Genomic DNA, 18890 nt, shown 5'->3' on the forward strand with positions numbered 1-18890 from the left:
TCGTGGGAGGGGAGGTGATGAGATGAGTAAAAAAGAATGGCAGGAACCGACGATTGAGGTGCTGGATATTAACCAGACTATGGCGGGTAAAGGCTGGAAACAGATTGATTGGGTGTCAGACCATGATGCCGATCTGTATAATCCGAGCTAACGGAAGATAATTATACATGAGCCGATGTTGGGCTGAGATCCAGATAGCTTACTGATCACGAGCCGTCTTTATTTCATTCGGGTTAGGTTGGACCGGAAGAAATAAAGACGGAATTTTAAGAACAGGGAGTGAGTCCTATCGCGCATGACAGGAGTGCCCATAACAGTTGGGTGAAATATACAGCCTTTGGACTCAGGATTGCCAGTGAGCTGACTCTGCCTGAGCTGATCCCAGCAGAAGCGGGATTGGTAGAGGATGTGGTCATCCGGCAGGTTGATTTGTCAGCATGGAGGGACCAACTGGAGCAGGCCAATTTTGTAATGCAGGGTGAACGCTTTATGTTCCTAATACCGGACACGGCCATTTATGCCATCAGGGGAGGCAAGGAAATCGAGGTAAGTATGTTGCCTGGGGCTGATCCTGACACCGTGCGGTTGTTTGTACTGGGCACATGCATGGGTGTTCTACTGTTGCAAAAACGGGTTTTACCTATTCACGGAAGTGCGGTCGTCATCGGAGGTCGGGTCTATGCATTTGTAGGTGAATCCGGCACGGGAAAATCGACGCTGGCTGCTGCCTTTAGACAGGCTGGCTATCAGATGATCAGTGATGATGTGATTGCTATAAACGTGACAGCTTCCGCAGCCATCGTATATCCGGCATATCCGCAGCAGAAGCTGGGACTGGAAAGCTTGCTTCAATTGGAGGCATTACGGGAGAACAAGCATGTACGGCAAAGAAAGCATGTTCTTTCCCTAACTGACGGTAATCCTGTAAGGGCACAATACCAAGATTTGCGTAGGATTGCAGGTGAGCTCAATAAATATGCCGTGCCTGCTGTGGACGAATTTTATAACGATCCGCTTCCCCTGGGCGGTGTATTCGAGCTTGTGAGCGATTCTCCCAACCGTGAGTCGATGCGTGAAGGGGAGCCAGTGGTGGTTACGGAACAGCCCTTGAACAAACTGGAGTGCTTGCATACATTACTACAGCATACATATCGTAGGGCGATCATTTCGCGAATGGGTTTGGGTGAATGGTATTTTGATACAGCGGCCCGGATGGCTCGGAAAGTGGAAGGCTGGCGGCTGCTGAGGGATAGCTCCTTCTTTACGGCGTCCGAGGTTGTACAACGCGTACTTGAACTCATTCATAAGGAGGAAAAGAGTTATGGCAGCCATTAATCCAGCTAAGGATCATTATCGCATCACGTATGGTGAAGAAGTCTATGTAAGTGATATGGACGGAGAAAAAGTGATGATGAGTATTCATACGGGAAAGTATTATAATTTAGGCTTCACAGGAGGACGGATCTGGGAACTAGCTGAATCCAGTCCTTCACTTGGAGATATTGTAACTGTCCTGACGAATGAATATGAAGTGGACGAGGAACAGTGCAGACAGCAGGTACATACCTTTGTAGCTGAATTGGAGCGGGAAGGATTGCTGAGGCTCCTACGGGAGTTGGACTAACATGCGGATACAACGGCTTCTTCTCTTGTCTCCAGAGGTCGGGAGATTGTTGCCGGAAGCCTGGCTGGAGCTGGGATGCGCGAGATTTCGCCAGCGTCGTTCTTTTGGAGATTACTCAGGGGCTTGGGGGACATGTATGGAAGAAACTTCTTGGCAGTGCGAGATCGGGCAGGAGAAGTCTATCCGTCACATTTCACAAGCTGTGGATGTAGCCAGCCGTTATACTCCTTGGCGCAGTAGCTGTCTTGTACAAGCCGCTGCCGCTATGACGTTGCTGGTACGGAGAAAACTGGACTGTACACTGTATCTGGGCACAGCCAAAAATGCTGCGGGACAATTGGCAGCACATGCATGGGTACGGAGTGGGCCGATCTATGTTACGGGAGAACGGGAGATGGGAGCGTTTACCGTGGTGGGAATATTCGGGAGACGTGCTGGGACAGCTACAAATACGAGGACAGCGGATAAAGGCAGTTCTCTGTTTTAGTTTTAGTGCGATATAAAAGGAACAAAGAACGTTCAAAGAATCGAAGGAGAAGAATCCATGACCACCAAGTCTATTTTGGAACTTGCGAATTGGAATGAGGATCAAGAATTAAAGTTGTTACTCTCTCTACTTCGTAAAGACGTCAATCTATGGCAGAATACGATGACTGTTTCCCAGTTGCAGGAGATCGATTGGTCCCGCTTGCTGCGTCTGACAGAACACCATCGTGTGATACCTACGGTGTATCTCCAGCTGAAAACGTTGAATCACCCGTTCATTCCCGCAGAATTGCTGCGAAACCTTCAGGCGCAATATCATCGAAACACGCTGCGCATGCTCCATCTTCAAGCAGAAGCCGAGCGTCTGACCAGGCTGCTCACAGCTCATGGAATTCGTGTGCTGATGTTGAAGGGTCCTGCTCTGGCGCAGCAATTGTACGGGGATGTTTCCCTGCGTACCTCTAAAGACATTGATTTACTTATTGCCCCGGATGACATGGATGAAGCGGAGCACTGGATGAAGGAAGCTGGGTATGCGTCCAAAAGCGGAGAAGTGCGCGTCCTTGGCAGCTGGAAGTGGAAGGATCATCATGCCTCCTTCTTACATCCGCAAAAGAGGGTCGAAGTCGAGTTGCACTGGCGGCTTCACCCGGATGGGGGGCGGGAGCCCTCCTTTGATGAGCTTTGGGGCTGCCGGCAAATGGGTAAAGCCCCAGCAGTTCGAGCCAGTCAGATGGCACCAGCGACTTCTGCCGACAGCAGGAATGTGACGACATCCTGCATGTATACGCTTGGCAGCGAGCATCAATTTCTGTACCTCAGCGCACACGGAGCGCGTCACGGCTGGTTCAGGCTGCGCTGGTTGGTTGACATCGACAGGCTTGCGGTACGCGCTGTCGATTGGGGGGCGCTACTGCCGCTAATGCGCCGTTACGGGGGCCTGCCCGCGGGCGGGCAGGCTTGGGCACTGGCCGCTGCGCTGTTGGGTACGCCAACCCCGGAGCCGATGCGTCCGATATCGGCTACCCGGCAGGCGCACAGGCTTGCGCTGAGCGCGCTGGCCTTTATGCAGGCCAGCGTCCCTGCGCCGTACCCGGTTGCCAATGGGGCGGGTACAGGCAGACTCGTTCGGCCAGAGCTATTGCCTAACGTAGCTTTAACCGAGTCAATGAATACCGCCCCTTCGGATGGCGGTATTTCAGCTAACGGAACCTCGGGCGAAGCTGTTCTGTACGCCGTCAGTAGTGCTGCTGGCATATCGAAAGATGCCAGCAGCATCCTTGGTGACCCGGTGAATACAGTGAACACTGCTGTAAGTAGCCTTGCCAAGCCTGTAGGTGCTGCTACAGTCGCCTCCAGTCCAGCCATTGCTGGAGCTACAACAACAGCGTTTACTCCTCAACCGGTTAGCCGCGCTTACCTGCTTTCCTTAAAGGAGCCAAGACACAGACTATGGTATCTCATCAGCCGTTTGTTTCCTTCTACGAGGGATTCAGTCATTTGCCCACTGCCTCGCCAGCTGCATTTTTTGTATATTCCTTTACGTCCATTTCTTTGGCTAAAACGTCGATTTTCAAAGCACTGACCTGATAAGGAGTGTACATGATGACACACCTGCGATTATATATAACCAAGCTGTATAGCGTGAACGGCGCGGCGTTATTTCTTAATATTGGATGTATGATGATCGTCAGCCTACTGGAGGGTGTCGGTATTTATATGCTTGTTCCTATGCTGGCGGCCATCGGCGTATTTGGCGGTCATTCAGAGATGCCATTTCTGTCGGATGGATTTGATTATTTTTTGCCGTACATTCCTAAAAGTTGGCTGTTGCCGGGAATGTTAATGTTTTTCGTCATGCTGCTTACCGGGCAGGCTTGGCTTCAGCGTTACCAATCCATTCTTAACTCACGGATTCAGCAGCGTTTTATGCGTTCCCTTCGAATAGACGTATACACTTCCTTTATGAAGGCGCAGTGGGCTTTTTATTTGCGTCAGCGTAAATCTGATTTTAGCCACGTGATGACGACCGAGCTGGCGCGTGTCAGTCAGGGAACGAATTTGCTTCTTCAACTGACCACGGCCGCCATGTTTACGCTAATCCAGATTGCGCTGGCTTTTTGGTTATCCCCTTCTTTAACCGGGCTGGTGTTTCTGAGTGGATTGGTGTTGTTTGTCGTGTTCCGTCGCTCTATCCGAAATGCCAAACAATTAGGGGATCGTACCACTGAGCTGTCACAGATTTATTTTGCTGGAATTACGGATCATATGAACGGGATGAAAGATATTAAAAGCAATCTGCTGGAAGTAGCGAATATTCATTGGTTTCGCTCCCTGACGCAGCGCATGGAGGATAATACAACTCAGTTTGTTCGGCAAAATGCGACCACACAGTTTTTTCATCGCATAGCGGCAGCTGTTTTTGTCGTTAGTGTCCTATTTGTGTCGCTCCAGTGGCTGCATGTTGCACCTGAAAAACTGATCGTGCTCATCCTTATATTTTCCCGCTTATGGCCCAGGTTTGCCCTCATTCAAGCGAGCCTCGAGTATATCATGTCTATGATCTCTGCTTTTGAGAGTGTAACTAAAGTGCAACGGGAATGCGAGACTTTCTCAGATCCTTCTTTAATTGGGCTTACATCCTCTGAGAATCATGTCCCATTCGATTCATCGGTAAATCATTTGTCATCTACATCTGCACGGCAACCCCTATCCTTTCGTAAGGGAATAGAATGCTGCCATTTGGATTATTGCTACGAGGGTGCAGCAGTGCCTGCACTACGTCATATTAATTTGTTGATACCCGCGCGGGGAATGACCGCCATTGTAGGAAAATCAGGAGCAGGCAAAAGCACCTTGGTCGATGTCCTGATGGGATTTTTACGCCCAACTGGGGGACAGATTAAAATCGATGGTCATGTGTTGGACGACAAATTGCTGCCGCTGTGGCGGCAGTCGTTTGGCTACGTGTCACAGGACCCATTTTTGTTCCATGCGACCGTCCGCGAAAATTTGAAGCTGGCCGATAAGGATGCTAGTGAACAACAGCTATGGGAGGCGTTGCATTTTGCAGCCGCAGACAATTTTATATCCAGACTGCCTGAAGGGCTGGACACAGTCATTGGTGATCGCGGGATTCGTCTGTCCGGGGGAGAGCGTCAACGGCTGGTATTAGCGCGGGCTATTTTGCATCATCCTCCTGTACTCATCCTGGATGAAGCGACAAGTGCGCTGGATGGTGAGCACGAGGCTGCAATTCAGGCAGCATTGGAACGGATGAAAGGTCAAATGACGTTGATCGTGATCGCTCACCGTCTGTCAACGATCAGACATGCAGATCAAATTGTTGTTCTGGATCAAGGCGAGGTCATACAGCAGGGGAACTACCACCAACTGGTAGAAGAGGAGCGGGGGGCGTTCAGTCAGCTACTTTCGTATCAAAGCACTGTCAGCGCCGCCCCTTAGTCAGCCTTTTCTATAAAGCTCAAGTTTCTTTTCGTTTAGCAGGGCTCCTTTTCTTTTTGACTGGAGCAGGAGAGATGGCGTCGCCTGCCACAGCTTGTTGTGCTGTCACGGCTGCTGGTTTACGCGCAGGACGTTTTTTCGCAGCAGGACCAGGATCGGTAACGACAGGCTTCACTGCCTCAATACTGGCTTGGAGGGCAGCCATTAAATCAACCACATTGGTCTGAGGCTGTGTTGGGGCAATTCGCACCTCTTCGCCAGCTACTTTATGCTGGATAAGATCCAGCAGACGCTCGCGGTACTGATCCGTATACTTTGCTGCATCAAAAGGGGTAGATAGCTGTTCAATCAACATTTTTGCCATGGTCAGCTCTTTCTCTTTAACCTCCTCCTGTCCAGGTAAGTTGGGAACTTGAGAGATGGGACGGATTTCGTCCGGGTAAAACATGGTCTCCACCGCCAAGCATTCATCCAGCACGCGAATGGCTGCCAGACTGCTTTTCGAGCGGATGGAGATTTGGGCAATCCCGATTTTTCCGGTATCCTTCATTGCATTCATGAGCAGCTTATACGCATTGGAGCCGGCCTGATCCGGGGACAAATAATACGTTTTCTGAAAGTAGATCGGATCAATTTCCTGTAAATCCACAAAGTCCAAAATCACGATATTTTTATCGGCTTGTCCGCTAACTTGCTCCAGTTCCTCCTTGTCGAACATGACAAATCTTCCTTTTTCATATTCGTAGCCTTTTCCAATTTCCTCCCATTCAACCTCCTTATCACAAACAGGGCACTTCCGTACATAGCTCAGTGGACTCCCACATTCCTTGTGAATATAACGCATGGAAATATCCTTGTCCTCAGTAGCTGAAAACATTTTAACTGGCACATGAACCAGCCCAAAGCTGATCGCGCCTTTCCAGACTGTATGCATACCGCCAGTCCTCCTTTTTTACCCGCATATTTCATATTTCGATTCCGGACACCCGGGCTGTGAGCATTTCCTTTTTCACTTAGTATGCTTCGCACAAAGGAATGTATGAGGTGCAAATGTAGGCTACGAATTGCCTTCACTTGCGCATGGTTTCGGTTTTATTGGTGAATGTTAAGTTATATCCGATTCAAAAGGAGGTACACCATTGATGCCTAGAAAACCTTATCCTCAGCAGATCAGTCATCGTGTGGGGCAAAGTCAGATTGCCTTTCGAGGGCCTGCTGCAGGCGAACAGGATGCATTGCCACCCGAGTTTGCCCTTTCACATGGAACGCCGCCGCCTTTTCCTGTAGCTGTCGCTCATGTGGACTTGGAGGCTGTAGTTTCAACTTCGCCTTCTCATAGCTTTCCTTCATTGGATGTTGAACGGATTATAGACGAAGACTAGTGACCTTTCTAAATATTGCACAAAAACAAGGAGCAGGAGGAGCACAGTATGAATGTGGAACGAGCAAAAGCCATTTATGATTCATCCGAAACGATTGCCGTCCAATTGGATGGCAAACCGATTTGGATTGAGCATGTAGATGAAGCGAACGGTATGGCAACGATACAGATCGGCAGCAGACCCGGCAATACACAAACCGTTCGTGTGGATCGATTGGAAGAACAATAGGAGAGGGAATCCAACCTAAAAAGGCTCGCAATTGCTCAATGAGCAATTAGCGAACCTTATTTTATATAATAAGTGCGATTGGGGAGACAAGTTAAACGCAAGACAAGTTAATTTGAAGGTGGAACTGGTTTTTACACTGCAATGGTCTTCAAATGTGGAGAAACCATCAACTCAGCCTCTGTTGCCATTTGAACATCTTCCACCGACAAACCTGGAGCAATCTCCTTGAGCATCAGCCCTTTACCCGGAATAACATCGATGACACCCTTTTCGGTTACGATGGTCTTTACCACATTTACAGCGGTTAGGGGCAGCTTGCATTGTTTCAGTATTTTCGGCGCCCCATTTTTGTTCACATGCTCCATGGCTACAATCACTCTCTTGGCTCCAACCACCAAATCCATGGCTCCGCCCATGCCTGGCACCTTTTTCCCTGGGATCATCCAGTTTGCAAGGTTGCCTTTCTCATCGACCTCCAGGGCACCCAGAACGGTAACGTCCACATGCCCTCCACGTATAATGGAAAACGAAAGCGCACTGTCAATAAAGCAGGCTCCTTTCACGGTTGTAACGTAGTTTCCGCCTGAATCGATACAATCGAGTCTTTCTTTTCCCGGAGCTGCTTTGGGACCAACGCCGACAATTCCGTTCTCCGCCTGCAGCATAATATTAACGTTTTCGGGGATATAGTCCACTGCCATGGTAGGCAATCCTATACCCAGGTTGACCACTTCGCCGTCTTTGAATTCCTGGGCTATTCTTCTAATAATCAATTCTCTGTTATTCATTGTCTCCACCTACCTTTACAATCGCATCGACAAATATTCCAGGAACATTGATATGATTGGGGTCAATTTCACCGGCCTTAACGTATTCATCGGTCTGAGCAACTACATACTCGGCTGCGGTAGCCATCACCAAATTGAAGTTGCGTGAAGAGCCGTTGATGACAAGGTTCCCTGCTTCATCAGCTTTATGGGCTCTGATAAGCGCCACATCGGCTTTCAGCGGCAGTTCGAGCAGATATTCTCTTTCGTCAATTTTGATTTTCTTTTTTCCTTCCTCTACAATGGTGCCTACACCCACAGGGGTTAAAATACCACCCAAACCAGCACCACCTGCGCGTATTTTTTCAGCAAGCGTTCCTTGCGGGAAGAGTTGAACGTCCGCTTCTTTTGTCATCAAGAGCCTTCCTGTTTCGGGATTGGAGCCAATATAGGATGCGAAAATTCGCTTGACTCTTCCACTTTTTACAAGTCTATAAATAGATAATTCCGGTGTGCCTGTGTCATTGGAAATAATCGTAAGATTATCAGCGGAATTGGTGTCGACAAGCGCACGCACCAGCTCCTCCGGAATGCCTCCTTGCATAAAACCTCCAACCATCACTGTGTCTCCGTCTTTAATTTTCTTAACTGCTTCTTCAGCGGAGTTTACTTTTTTATTCATGGTTCTGTCTCCTTATCTATTTTTTAGGAAGCAAGCTTTATTGGAGATAATCGTATAGGACTCTTCCATATGGAAGTGTTAGGTCGGCAATAAAATGTTTTCCGCCAACATAAGCTCTAACCGGCAAATCTGCCACCGGAGCGTTGACATGGGGGATCAGGCTTAATCTGGCAGGTCCTGACCAGGCGCCTTTTACAGTAATATCTTCGAGATTATACGCCACTAACTGAGCAATTTTAGGGGTACCGTCCACATCAGGAATTAATTTCAGATTAACTTGCGTTTTTGCAATGGCTTTAGCCGTTTCCTTTTCATCAAGAACGTTATATTTGAAAGGGGTGGTTCCCATGGCTACCAGGGCGTTATTATAATGCAAGGTACCCGTCAGCGTCTCTGTATCCTCAACGATCAGGCGAGGTTTCGCCCATTTTTTCGGAAATCCCCAGATTTCACGTCCCCCCAGAATAGCAGGTGCGTTATCCAGATACATTTGGGCAACAAAATTACACGGTTCTCCATTATAAGTACACGGAATGACAATGCCGCTTTCCTCATAGCTTCCTAAACCGGATGAATCGGGCATTTTGATCCATTCATAGGAAACCGTATTACTTCCATCCGGCTGAAGAGGTTCAGGGACCGCCTGTCTAATCGCTGCGGGATCGGATTCATAGGTAATAATAAAGAATTCCCGGTTGATGAACCGGCATGGCGGACGTCCATAACTACCACTGGCCGCAGGCATGGATTGGAGTGAAAGTACATCTTTTTGATTCATAGCGATCTCCCTTCCTTTTTAAGAGGTATTTCAACAATTATCTTGAACAAGCACTTTAAATGAGAGCATTTTCAACCAGCATGGCTATTCCCATTCCCGTTCCAATGCATAACGAGACTACGCCATAACGTGAAGATCTGCGTACCATTTCATGAACCAACGTAACCAATACCCTAGCACCGCTTGCACCAACAGGGTGACCAATTGCGATCGCGCCGCCATTGACATTGACTTTCTCTGGATTAACTCCAAGCTCTTTTTGCACCGCTAGAGCTTGTGCAGCGAACGCTTCGTTAATTTCAAAGAGATCAATGTCATCTATAGACATTCCCTGTTTCTTCAGCAGTGACGAAATGGCTTTTACCGGTCCCATTCCCATATATGCAGGGTCAACACCAACAAGCGAGTAACCTTTGATATATGCCAACGGCTTTAACGCATGTTCCTTACATTTGTCTTCCGACACGACTAGCATAGCCGCCGCACCATCATTGATGCCCGAAGCGTTTCCCGCAGTAACCGTTCCGTTTTCTTTAAACGCAGGTTTTAACTGAGAAAGTTTTTCTTTCGTCGTATTTCCTCTTATGTGTTCGTCCTCTGTGAAATAAGTAGTTTCTTTTTTGTTTTTGATCATGACCGGAACAATTTGCTCTTCAAAAACCTTGTTGTTTTTTGCTTCGACAGCCTTTATCTGGCTTTCATAAGCAAATGCATCTTGCTCAAGTCTTGAAATTCCATATTTTTCGGCAACATTTTCGGCGGTAATTCCCATATGGTAATGGTTGATCGGGCATGTTAGGCCATCGGCCACCAAGGAGTCTACCAATTCACCGTTACCGAGCTTGTAGCCGTTTCTAGCATTTTTTAGCAGATAAGGGGCGTTCGACATGCTCTCCATGCCACCGGCCAAGACGATGTTTCCTTGTTCTGCCAATATGGAATCGTAAGCTAACGCGACGGCATGAAGTCCTGAACCGCAAACCGTGTTTATCGTTGATTCGGGTACATCAATGGGGATACCGGCTTTTAGTGCCGCCTGTCTGGCAGGATTTTGACCATTGCCCGCTTGAAGAACATTTCCCATAAAAATTTGATCAATCAAAGAAGGCTCTAATTTACTTTGCTGAAGGCATGCTGTCATCACGGTTGCTCCCAGTTCAGGAGCGCTCAGGGGGGCAAGAGCTTTATTAAATGAACCGACCGCTGTTCTCAACGGGCTTACTATAGCTACTTTTTTCATAAAAACTCACATTCCTTTCGCTGTGTTCAAGGACACACTACATCCATGACTGCACTTCCATTCGTAATTCCGGTCCTAACCTACGAAACGTAAAAACTGCAAGATACATTTACATGCGGGCATATCATGGTGCCTAAGACAGTGAGTATGACGGTCCGATCGCCTTCTTTCCTTTCTGGAAATTAAAACCAGAATTATCATAGTTCTAATACAGATTTTGCTCAATGTTCAAATCTTTACATAGATCCAAATACAGATGTTTATAGAGCCATATCGTCCACAATAAGTAGGTCATTCTAATGTTTTCTGTTAATTTCTTGATTTTTCTGAAAATAGTGATCGAAAATTGAATTTTATGTTAAATACGAAAGTGCAAATCAATCTGTGAAAAAAATTTCTTGGTAAATTTCATTTAGCTCATCGCAGGGGAAAACTCCCTCTATATGTAAATTCGCAACCGACTTATAGCATCTAAAAGAGCAAAGCAGGTTGCCAATCCAAATGAATACATTTGGAATTCGGATAAATATCAATCCATATATGTCTGGGCCACCTATAGCATTGACGTTATAACGTCAGTGTTTTTTTATTTGCTCGGGTGAACAAAAAAGAAGCCGACTGCTTGAAAGCAATCGGCTTGGAACGTAAAAATTTTACTTCAACAGCTCACGAAAAATGTACGTCTGCCGTCGTGAGCAAACGCGCAAAACGATTACCTAGCACTGCATTGTGATGAGCTACGATTTGTTCGCCGCTTAGTACCTTGCTATCAAATGTACTATGCGCATCCGATACGAGCACGTTGTTCTGGTATCCCAGACTATAGGCACTTCGGCAAGTCGTGTCGAGACAAAATTCACTCTGCATTCCGGCAATAATCAGCTGGCTTGCCCCCAATCCCTGGAGCACATCACGCAATTCAGTTTGGTAGAAGCTGTCCCAGGATGATTTTCGGACAATTCGTTCCTGAGGAAGAGGACGCACCACGTCTGCGATGGCCCAGCCTAGACTGTTTTCCCGGAAATCCTCATCCGCTTCATCGGTATGCTGCACGAAAATGACCGGTGTACCAGAAGCTCTGGCTTCGGTTAAAAGCTGCTGCAAATGCGCTACAACTTCCTGTTCACGATACAGCTTCTCATCATACATGAACATAGCCTGCTGAACATCAATCAAGAGTAAAACGGTTTGTCCCATCAGTTCGATTCCCTCCCTATGTGTAACACTTAACTTACAATAGCATGTCTTCATGCCTTGCGGCGACATAAGGTGAACTATATAATAAAGAACAAGTTGGAACGGTCCGATTCGGACGAAAGGTGATTAAAAGAGATGACAATTTCGCAGGAACAGTTTGTATTCCGTTCTGTCTCAGAGGCACAGACCGGGACATTAGCAGGCTTTTTGGCAGCCCAAGCAGTTCCCGGAACCGTGATTGTGCTGGATGGAGATCTGGGAGCGGGCAAGACTGCTTTTTCCAAGGCTTTTGCCAGCCATTTAGGGGTGCCGGGTATCGTAAATAGTCCAACCTTCACCCTCATTAAGGAGTACGAGGGCCGATTGCCTTTGTATCATATGGATGTATACCGTATCTCTCAGGACGAGGCGGAGGATCTGGGGCTGGACGAATACTTTTACGGGACAGGAGTATGTCTGGTGGAATGGGGTAGTATTATACCGGATATATTGCCGAATCAGCGGCTTCACATGTATATAGAAACAACGGATGTAGGGGAGCGCTTGATTCACCTGACCGGGTACGGCGCGCCTTATGAACAATGGTGCCGCAGCTTGCGGGAGAATGGAGTTTGAACCATGCAAAGAGAGCATACAGATGTAAATGAAAAGCCGCGTGAGCGGTTTTTGACATTAGATACAGCGACGACTGTAATGGCGGCCGCCCTGATGAACGGAAAAGAGCTGCTGGGAGAAAGTAATGTTTATGGCGAACGCAATCACTCGGTGCATGTCATTACTGAGCTGGAACGGCTTTTGAGCGAAGCAGGACTGACACGCGATGATGTGGACGGTCTTGCAGTAGGTGTTGGACCGGGATCTTACACTGGCATCCGAATCGCGGTGACCGCAGCCAAGACGCTAGCTTGGGCCTGGGGAGTTCCGGTGACATCCATTTCCACTTTGCAGGCTTTGGCTTGGGGTGGATGGAATCATGGTATCGAAATGAAGGGGCAAGAAGGTAAACATGAGTCTGCGAATAACGACTCGTCTGGGACGCAGGCAGCAGATTGGATTGTGCCTGTGCTGGATGCCCGCCGTGGTCAAGTGTACACGGGGCTGTTCACTGCGAATTCAGTTAACGACAGCGGTAGCCCGCAGCGGTTAGAGGCGGATGCTATCCGGTTGATGACTGCGTGGACCGATGATCTGCTGCAACGTTTGGAGGTTTTGTCTGTCGAAGAGCGTCCTGCGGTGATTTGGCTCGTCGGTGAAACGACGATTCACGCCGAAACAGCGGAGCGCTTGCGTGCATGGAGCGAGCTTCGTATTGTACCGTATGAGCTGGAAGGAAAATGGGTTGGCCGCCTTGGGGCGGATAAGCTGCTTCGTCAGGAATATGACGAGCTACATACGCTGGTTCCGAATTATACCCAGCTGGCGGAGGCGGAAGCCAATCTGCTTCGTCAGCGCTGAAGAGGCGGTGAGCAACATGGCAAAGAACATACAGCGGGAAGAGAAACTTGAGTTTCGCTTAATGCAACTGGATGACATCCCCGATGTGCTGGAGATTGAGCATGAAGCGTTCACGCTGCCGTGGACGGAGGAAGCCTTCCGCAATGAGCTGACGATGAATCATTTCGCTAAATATATGATTATGGAGCTTAATGGACGAGCTATTGGTTACGCAGGCATGTGGACGATTATGGATGAGGCGCATATTACAAATATTGCGGTTCGTGAGGCTTATCGTGGACGCAAGCTTGGAGACAAGCTGTTGGATGAGCTGATGCAGACTGCCTCTTATTTAGGGATGGAGCGTATGACCCTAGAGGTCCGGGTAACGAACCGGATCGCTCAGGGCTTGTATGAGAAAAAGGGCTTTAAGCCTGCAGGTGTACGCAAGGGCTATTATTCGGATAATAACGAGGATGCCGTGATTATGTGGGCGGATCTTCCCGCACACGGGGCATCCGGTGAACAGGAAGGAAGCGTGCAGGAGCAATGACGCAAGCGGAAAAAGCAGGTACAGGCTCTGCCTCTAGCGAGCCTTGCTATATACTGGCAGTGGAAACGAGTTGTGATGAAACGGCTGTTTCTGTCGTGAAAAATGGCACAGAGGTGCTTTCGAATCTGATCTCCAGTCAGATTGAAACACACAAAGCCTTTGGCGGTGTTGTGCCAGAGGTAGCGTCGCGCAAACATGTAGAAAGCATTACCTATATGCTGGACGAGGCTATGCAAACATCGGGAATCAGCCCCCGTGAGATTTCAGCGGTTGCCGTGACGCAAGGACCAGGACTGGTTGGCGCATTGCTGGTTGGTATAGTCGCCGCCAAGAGCGCTGCTATGGCGTTCGGCAAACCGTTAATCGGAACGCATCATATTGCGGGACATATTTATGCAAATCAGTTGGAGCATGATATTGTATATCCGTGCATTGCTCTCGTGGTGTCAGGAGGGCATACCGAGCTAGTGCTGATGGAGTCCGAAGGTCATTTTCAACTTATTGGTCGTACAAGGGATGATGCGGTTGGAGAAGCCTACGATAAAGTAGCGCGAGCCATCGGATTTCCATATCCCGGCGGTCCGCATGTGGATCGTGTAGCCCATGAATCGGAGGAAGTGGTTACTTTGCCGCGTGCATGGCTGGAGCCGGATTCTTATGATTTTAGCTTTAGCGGCTTGAAATCGGCGGTGCTGAATGTAATTAACCAGACGAAAATGCGCGGAGAAACCGTTCATGCGGGAGCGATTGCAAGAGGCTTTCAAGAGTCGGTCGTAGAGGTGCTGGTGGAAAAAGCGATTCGTGCTATGCGTGAATACGGTGCGAAGCAGCTGCTGCTTTGCGGCGGTGTTGCTGCTAATCGTGGACTACGTACAGCATTGCGGGAACGCTGTGAGCGTGAAGGCATCGAACTGCTTGTACCCTCCATGAAATACTGTACAGATAACGCAGCGATGATCGGTGCCGCGGCATACGCCAAGTGGAAGCGCGGAGAATTCACCTCATTGGACATGAAAGCTGATCCAGGGCTGTCTCTGGAAGAGTGGTCTGTTCAAACTTAATTGAGCGAATAGGAAGGACACGACACATTCAGGGTCGTGTCTTTTTTTATTCCGCGCTATACATATATATAAATAGAATTTCAAGAGGATAAAATACAGGAGTTTGAGCGAATGATTGCCAGCATCTTATTTCCTCGCATGATTCGTCACAATTGTTCACGATTTTTCATGTTCCACCAAAAAAACATGAAAATTTTATACTGCCCGAATAATGATGTGATTTGTCAAGTTGTGAACAAAGTTATCCACATATACCGTTCAAAATGTGGATAAACAGGCTCGAAGCAAGCAGGCTAAGACTTTTAGGTGATAGTAGGATGGGGGATATTTCATAGCTATATTGATTGTGAAATCTGTGGATAATGTGGATAAAAGAGTGGATAAATTTGGTTTTCATTTGAAGGTGGCGTTTTATCAATAAAAAAATGGCCTAAAAGGCCATTTTTCAATATCGTCCATACACAAAAGTTGTGGATATTCTTGTGTACAAAAAATAGAAGAGGGAAATGTGAAATTTTTATGGCTAAGATTTTATGCAGCAGCTTTATGCCTCAAGCAGTTCCTCCCAGGATGCATAGGTTTCAGTCAATTCCTGTTTATGGGTGTCGAGTTGTGCCTGAATATCCTGAAGTGCCGTGTAATCCTGATAAATTTCAGGCATGGTCATTTGTTCCTCCAAGCCTACAATTTGTTCTTCCAGCGTTTTAATCTTGTTTTCCAATGCCTCCAGCTTGCGTTGACGACTACGTTCCTCGCTTTTGGCTTGTTTGTCTGCCGCATAGGTGGCCGCGCGTGATTTTGGAGTGGTCTCGTCTGCTACGGACGCAGAGGCAGATGGGGCCTTGCCACGATTGCTCTGATTTGCCTCGAGCGCCTCCTGTGCGATTTCCTCCAACTCTTGTTTCTTGGCTACATAGTCATCATAATTCCCCAGGAAATGTTCTATTCCTTCAGGATGAAGCTCAATGACACGTTCAGCCATTTTGTTAAGGAAATAACGGTCATGGGAGATGAACAAGAGCGTACCGTCATAGTCCATCAAAGCCGCTTCCAGGACTTCCTTGCTAAATAGATCCAGATGGTTGGTAGGCTCATCGAGAATTAATACGTTGGCTTCGCGCAGCATTAGCTTGGCCAGGGATACGCGGGCTTTTTCTCCTCCGCTTAATGAAGCTACCTTTTTTAGTACATCGTCACCGCTAAATAGGAAATTACCCAGCACTGTCCGAATCCGTGCTTCTTCCATATGAGGGTATTCGCTCCACAACTCCTCCAGTACAGTATTGGCGGGGTTCAGGTTTGTCTGCTCCTGGTCATACAGACCGATTTTGATTTTCGTACCCCAGTGGATGGACCCAGCAGCAGGTTTAAGTGAGCCAGTCAGGCATTTGAGCAAAGTCGATTTTCCGATCCCGTTCGGACCGATCAGTGCCACCGTATCTCCACGTTTTAAGTCAAAGGATGCATGCTGAAATAAAGGCTTTTTCCCCTCATACGCTACGGAAAGGTCACGCACCTCTAATACTTCCTTACCCGACATATAGGCAGTTTCAAAAGAAAAGTGGGCTTTTTTTAAATCGCCCATAGGTCGATCCATGCGCTCCATTTTGTCCAGCTGCTTGCGGCGGCTCTGGGCACGTTTGGTTGTAGAGGCTCGCACGATATTGCGTTGTATAAATGCCTCCATCCGTGCGATTTCCTCTTGTTGCTTTTCGTAATGCTTGATGTTTGTTTCATACTCGGCAGCCTTTAGTTCCATATAGCGGCTGTAGTTGCCTGTATAGCGGGTGGAGCGATGGCGCTCAATTTCAATAATCGTCGTCACTAGTCGATCCAGAAAATATCGGTCATGTGATACGACCAGCAGCGAGCCGGAGTAGCCGCGCAAATAGTCTTCCAGCCAGGTCAGTGTTTGAATATCCAGATAGTTGGTAGGCTCATCGAGCATAAGGACATCTGGAGCGAGCAGTAGGATGCGCGCTAGCGCAAGTCTGGTTTTTTGACCTCCGCTTAGGGTGGCTACAGGCGTTTCGGGTGCAAATGAACCAAAGCCCATGCCGTGCAGCACGCTGCGAATACGGGTCTCCATTTCATAACCACCGTGATCCTTGAACCAATCTGAGCGTCGTGCATAGCGTTCGAGCAGATCGGCATAACGCTTTTCGTTCTGCGCATTGGCCGGATCGGCGATTTCCTGCTCCATTTGCCGGAGTTCTCGTTCTGCTTCAATCAGCGGTGTGAACACCAGCATCATTTCATCCCAGATCGAACGGTCAGAATTTAAGCCACTGTTTTGCGCCAAATAACCGATGCTGGTTTCCTTCGCTTTAAAGATTTGTCCACTGTCATAGGATATTTCACCAGCAATGATTTTGAGCAGGGTCGATTTGCCTGCACCGTTCACACCTACCAGCCCAATACGTTCACGTTCCAATATTTGAAGGTTAATCCCGTCCAGAACGGGCTCAATTCCATAGGATTTAGTAATTCCGGTTACTTGCAATAGCATAGCGTATCGTTCCTCCATTACATTTTGCACAGTTCTTCCTGCCTTTTTCGCAGGTACCTTCTTTCCAGTTTACATGAAATTACCCACTATTGCACTGCTTTCACCCCCGAAACCCTTGAGCCTCGTATAGTCAATTTGTATAAACAATGATAAACTTAAACGAGAAGTGAAAAAGAATGAAAAAAACTTGCAACGTACAGCACTTACTGACAAATGGGACAATTGTAACGTTTTGATGATTATCGACGATTGTGCGGGAGGGCGGATGTGTGGATGTCTGTAATGTGAAGAACGCGCTGCGTGTACAGCAACGGGAAGCGCGTGACTCCATGGACCCGCTGACAAGGCAGAAGGCATCGGCTGTGGCCTGTCGGCATGCAATCGAGGCATGGGAGCAGCTTAGAATAGACAGAAACGGGGATAAGCTAACATTATTTAGTTATCTCTCTTTTGGCAGCGAGATTTCTACGACTCCCCTCATTGAGCATTGCTGGTCACAGGGAGATCGTGTCTTGGCCCCGAGAGTGGATTCGGTAACCCGAACCATGGAGCTGAGGGAGATGGATCAGTATGAAAATATGGTGCCCGGCGTATGGAACATCCCTGAGCCTGCATTGACATGCAAGAAATGGTTGCCTGAAATGTGGACGGGAATCGACTGGGTTGTTGTGCCCGGCTTGGCCTTTGATCGTCGTGGAGGCAGAATCGGCTATGGCGGAGGCTACTATGATCGCTTTACCGCACAGGTAGAAGCAGAGAAGCGTAAAAACGGCTCTTTAGGTCCGCTTTATGTCTCGCTGCTGCTGCCGGGACAATTGTTGGCACAAGTACCCATGGAGCCAGGAGATTTGCGAGTGGACGTGCTGTTTACACCTGAAGGACGCTTAGATTGTAACCATGCAAAATCGACAAATGATGAATGAAGTAAAGTTGGGTATGTGAAAGGAGCTGTGAGGGAGTCGTGGATTCCTTTACTCATTTTAACGAACAGGGACGAGCTCGTATGGTAGATATTTCGGGCAAAACGTCTACGGTTCGTACAGCAGTCGCCGTGACTCAGATTACGATGAACCCGGCTACATTGACGGCTGTAAAAGAAGGCAGAATCGGCAAGGGTGATGTTCTTGCTGTGGCCCAGGTCGCGGGGATTCAAGGCGCGAAAAAAACGTCAGACTGGATACCGATGTGTCATCCGCTGGCTCTGACAGGCGTGAACATTACTTTTTCCGATAATGGACATGATGTGCTTCATATTGAAGTTGAAGTGAAGACCGAGGGTAAGACGGGTGTAGAAATGGAAGCTTTGACAGCGGCTTCAGCCGCAGCGTTAACCGTGTATGATATGTGCAAGGCGCTGCAAAAAGATATGATCATCGGCCCTACCATGCTGCAATCCAAAACGGGTGGCAAGCATGGGGATTTTCAAAGGGAGGACCACCGGAAACCTTGACATAGACAACATTGTCGCCGAGAGGGTACTGTGA

General features: G+C 48.1%; 21 protein-coding genes. 14 read left to right on the forward strand and 7 right to left on the reverse strand.

The genetic code is table 11. The features are described 5' to 3' along the window. The first annotated feature begins 22 nt into the window (after positions 1-22). From HFE01_RS01220 to HFE01_RS01245, 6 genes are all read left to right on the forward strand, one after another. The gene (locus tag HFE01_RS01220) at positions 23-151 is read left to right on the forward strand and encodes a paeninodin family lasso peptide (protein ID WP_013369856.1); all 129 of its coding nucleotides are present in this window, start codon (positions 23-25) and stop codon (positions 149-151) included. 128 nt (positions 152-279) lie between these two features. Then, positions 280-1335 (forward strand): dephospho-CoA kinase, encoded by a 1056-nt coding sequence (locus HFE01_RS01225; protein ID WP_107734020.1) that lies wholly within the window; start codon positions 280-282, stop codon positions 1333-1335. After that, a complete protein-coding gene (locus HFE01_RS01230; protein ID WP_016821221.1) occupies positions 1322-1624 on the forward strand; it encodes a lasso peptide biosynthesis PqqD family chaperone in 303 nt (100 codons plus the stop codon). Before HFE01_RS01225 ends, HFE01_RS01230 begins: the two co-directional genes overlap by 14 nt. A gap of 1 nt (position 1625) precedes the next feature. Then, positions 1626-2111, forward strand: a complete 486-nt coding sequence (locus tag HFE01_RS01235) for a lasso peptide biosynthesis B2 protein (RefSeq protein ID WP_016821220.1) — start codon at positions 1626-1628, stop codon at positions 2109-2111. Between the two features lie 57 nt (positions 2112-2168). Continuing rightward, a complete protein-coding gene (locus HFE01_RS01240; RefSeq protein ID WP_167438277.1) occupies positions 2169-3695 on the forward strand; it encodes a nucleotidyltransferase family protein in 1527 nt (508 codons plus the stop codon). 20 nt (positions 3696-3715) lie between these two features. Continuing rightward, positions 3716-5575: an ABC transporter ATP-binding protein gene (locus HFE01_RS01245; RefSeq protein ID WP_107734018.1), complete on the forward strand. Its 1860-nt coding sequence runs from the start codon at positions 3716-3718 to the stop codon at positions 5573-5575. A 19-nt stretch (positions 5576-5594) separates the two neighbouring features. Here HFE01_RS01245 and ku read toward each other — a convergent pair whose 3' ends face one another. After that, the gene (gene ku, locus HFE01_RS01250) at positions 5595-6509 is read right to left on the reverse strand and encodes a non-homologous end joining protein Ku (RefSeq protein ID WP_107734017.1); all 915 of its coding nucleotides are present in this window, start codon (positions 6507-6509) and stop codon (positions 5595-5597) included. Between the two features lie 208 nt (positions 6510-6717). On the opposite strand from ku, the gene HFE01_RS01255 reads away from it, so the two are divergent. Both HFE01_RS01255 and HFE01_RS01260 read left to right on the forward strand, forming a co-directional pair. Then, a complete protein-coding gene (locus tag HFE01_RS01255) occupies positions 6718-6957 on the forward strand; it encodes a hypothetical protein (RefSeq protein ID WP_016821216.1) in 240 nt (79 codons plus the stop codon). 48 nt (positions 6958-7005) lie between these two features. Beyond that, positions 7006-7185, forward strand: coding sequence for an H-type small acid-soluble spore protein (locus HFE01_RS01260; RefSeq protein ID WP_025364276.1), 180 nt, complete (start codon positions 7006-7008; stop codon positions 7183-7185). A gap of 131 nt (positions 7186-7316) precedes the next feature. On the opposite strand, the gene HFE01_RS01265 is transcribed toward HFE01_RS01260, so the two are convergent. From HFE01_RS01265 to HFE01_RS01285, 5 genes are all read right to left on the reverse strand, one after another. Beyond that, positions 7317-7973: a 3-oxoacid CoA-transferase subunit B gene (locus HFE01_RS01265; protein WP_013369865.1), complete on the reverse strand. Its 657-nt coding sequence runs from the start codon at positions 7971-7973 to the stop codon at positions 7317-7319. Next, a complete protein-coding gene (locus tag HFE01_RS01270) occupies positions 7966-8634 on the reverse strand; it encodes a CoA transferase subunit A (RefSeq protein ID WP_025364277.1) in 669 nt (222 codons plus the stop codon). Before HFE01_RS01270 ends, HFE01_RS01265 begins: the two co-directional genes overlap by 8 nt. 37 nt (positions 8635-8671) lie before the next feature. Beyond that, positions 8672-9412: an acetoacetate decarboxylase gene (locus HFE01_RS01275; protein ID WP_031463089.1), complete on the reverse strand. Its 741-nt coding sequence runs from the start codon at positions 9410-9412 to the stop codon at positions 8672-8674. A 55-nt stretch (positions 9413-9467) separates the two neighbouring features. Beyond that, on the reverse strand, positions 9468-10652 hold the full coding sequence (locus tag HFE01_RS01280; protein ID WP_016821208.1) for an acetyl-CoA C-acetyltransferase: 1185 nt from the start codon (positions 10650-10652) through the stop codon (positions 9468-9470). Positions 10653-11318: 666 nt separating this feature from the next. Then, positions 11319-11849, reverse strand: coding sequence for a cysteine hydrolase family protein (locus tag HFE01_RS01285; RefSeq protein WP_107734016.1), 531 nt, complete (start codon positions 11847-11849; stop codon positions 11319-11321). 135 nt (positions 11850-11984) lie between these two features. Between HFE01_RS01285 and tsaE the strand changes: the two genes are divergently transcribed. The 4 genes from tsaE to tsaD are packed head-to-tail and all read left to right on the forward strand — an operon-like array spanning position 11985 to position 14897. Continuing rightward, entirely contained in the window at positions 11985-12464 is a 480-nt protein-coding gene (tsaE, locus tag HFE01_RS01290) for a tRNA (adenosine(37)-N6)-threonylcarbamoyltransferase complex ATPase subunit type 1 TsaE (protein WP_107734015.1), read from the forward strand. A gap of 3 nt (positions 12465-12467) precedes the next feature. Beyond that, complete coding sequence (gene tsaB / locus HFE01_RS01295) at positions 12468-13304, forward strand: tRNA (adenosine(37)-N6)-threonylcarbamoyltransferase complex dimerization subunit type 1 TsaB (protein WP_044785772.1); 837 nt, start codon at positions 12468-12470, stop codon at positions 13302-13304. Between the two features lie 16 nt (positions 13305-13320). Beyond that, positions 13321-13836: a ribosomal protein S18-alanine N-acetyltransferase gene (gene rimI / locus HFE01_RS01300; RefSeq protein WP_013369872.1), complete on the forward strand. Its 516-nt coding sequence runs from the start codon at positions 13321-13323 to the stop codon at positions 13834-13836. Continuing rightward, entirely contained in the window at positions 13833-14897 is a 1065-nt protein-coding gene (gene tsaD / locus HFE01_RS01305; RefSeq protein WP_019686444.1) for a tRNA (adenosine(37)-N6)-threonylcarbamoyltransferase complex transferase subunit TsaD, read from the forward strand. The genes rimI and tsaD overlap by 4 nt, the downstream gene beginning before the upstream one ends. Positions 14898-15441: 544 nt before the next feature. Here tsaD and HFE01_RS01310 read toward each other — a convergent pair. Continuing rightward, positions 15442-17406, reverse strand: a complete 1965-nt coding sequence (locus HFE01_RS01310) for an ABC-F family ATP-binding cassette domain-containing protein (RefSeq protein ID WP_044785774.1) — start codon at positions 17404-17406, stop codon at positions 15442-15444. Between the two features lie 269 nt (positions 17407-17675). On the opposite strand from HFE01_RS01310, the gene HFE01_RS01315 reads away from it, so the two are divergent. Together HFE01_RS01315 and moaC are read left to right on the forward strand one after the other, a co-directional pair. Continuing rightward, positions 17676-18329, forward strand: coding sequence for a 5-formyltetrahydrofolate cyclo-ligase (locus HFE01_RS01315; RefSeq protein ID WP_044785776.1), 654 nt, complete (start codon positions 17676-17678; stop codon positions 18327-18329). A 38-nt stretch (positions 18330-18367) separates the two neighbouring features. Next, the gene (gene moaC / locus HFE01_RS01320; protein WP_017426496.1) at positions 18368-18856 is read left to right on the forward strand and encodes a cyclic pyranopterin monophosphate synthase MoaC; all 489 of its coding nucleotides are present in this window, start codon (positions 18368-18370) and stop codon (positions 18854-18856) included. The last annotated feature ends 34 nt before the right edge of the window (positions 18857-18890 follow it).

The organism is Paenibacillus sp. EKM10P, assembly GCF_011800655.1.
GTDB lineage: Bacteria > Bacillota > Bacilli > Paenibacillales > Paenibacillaceae > Paenibacillus > Paenibacillus polymyxa.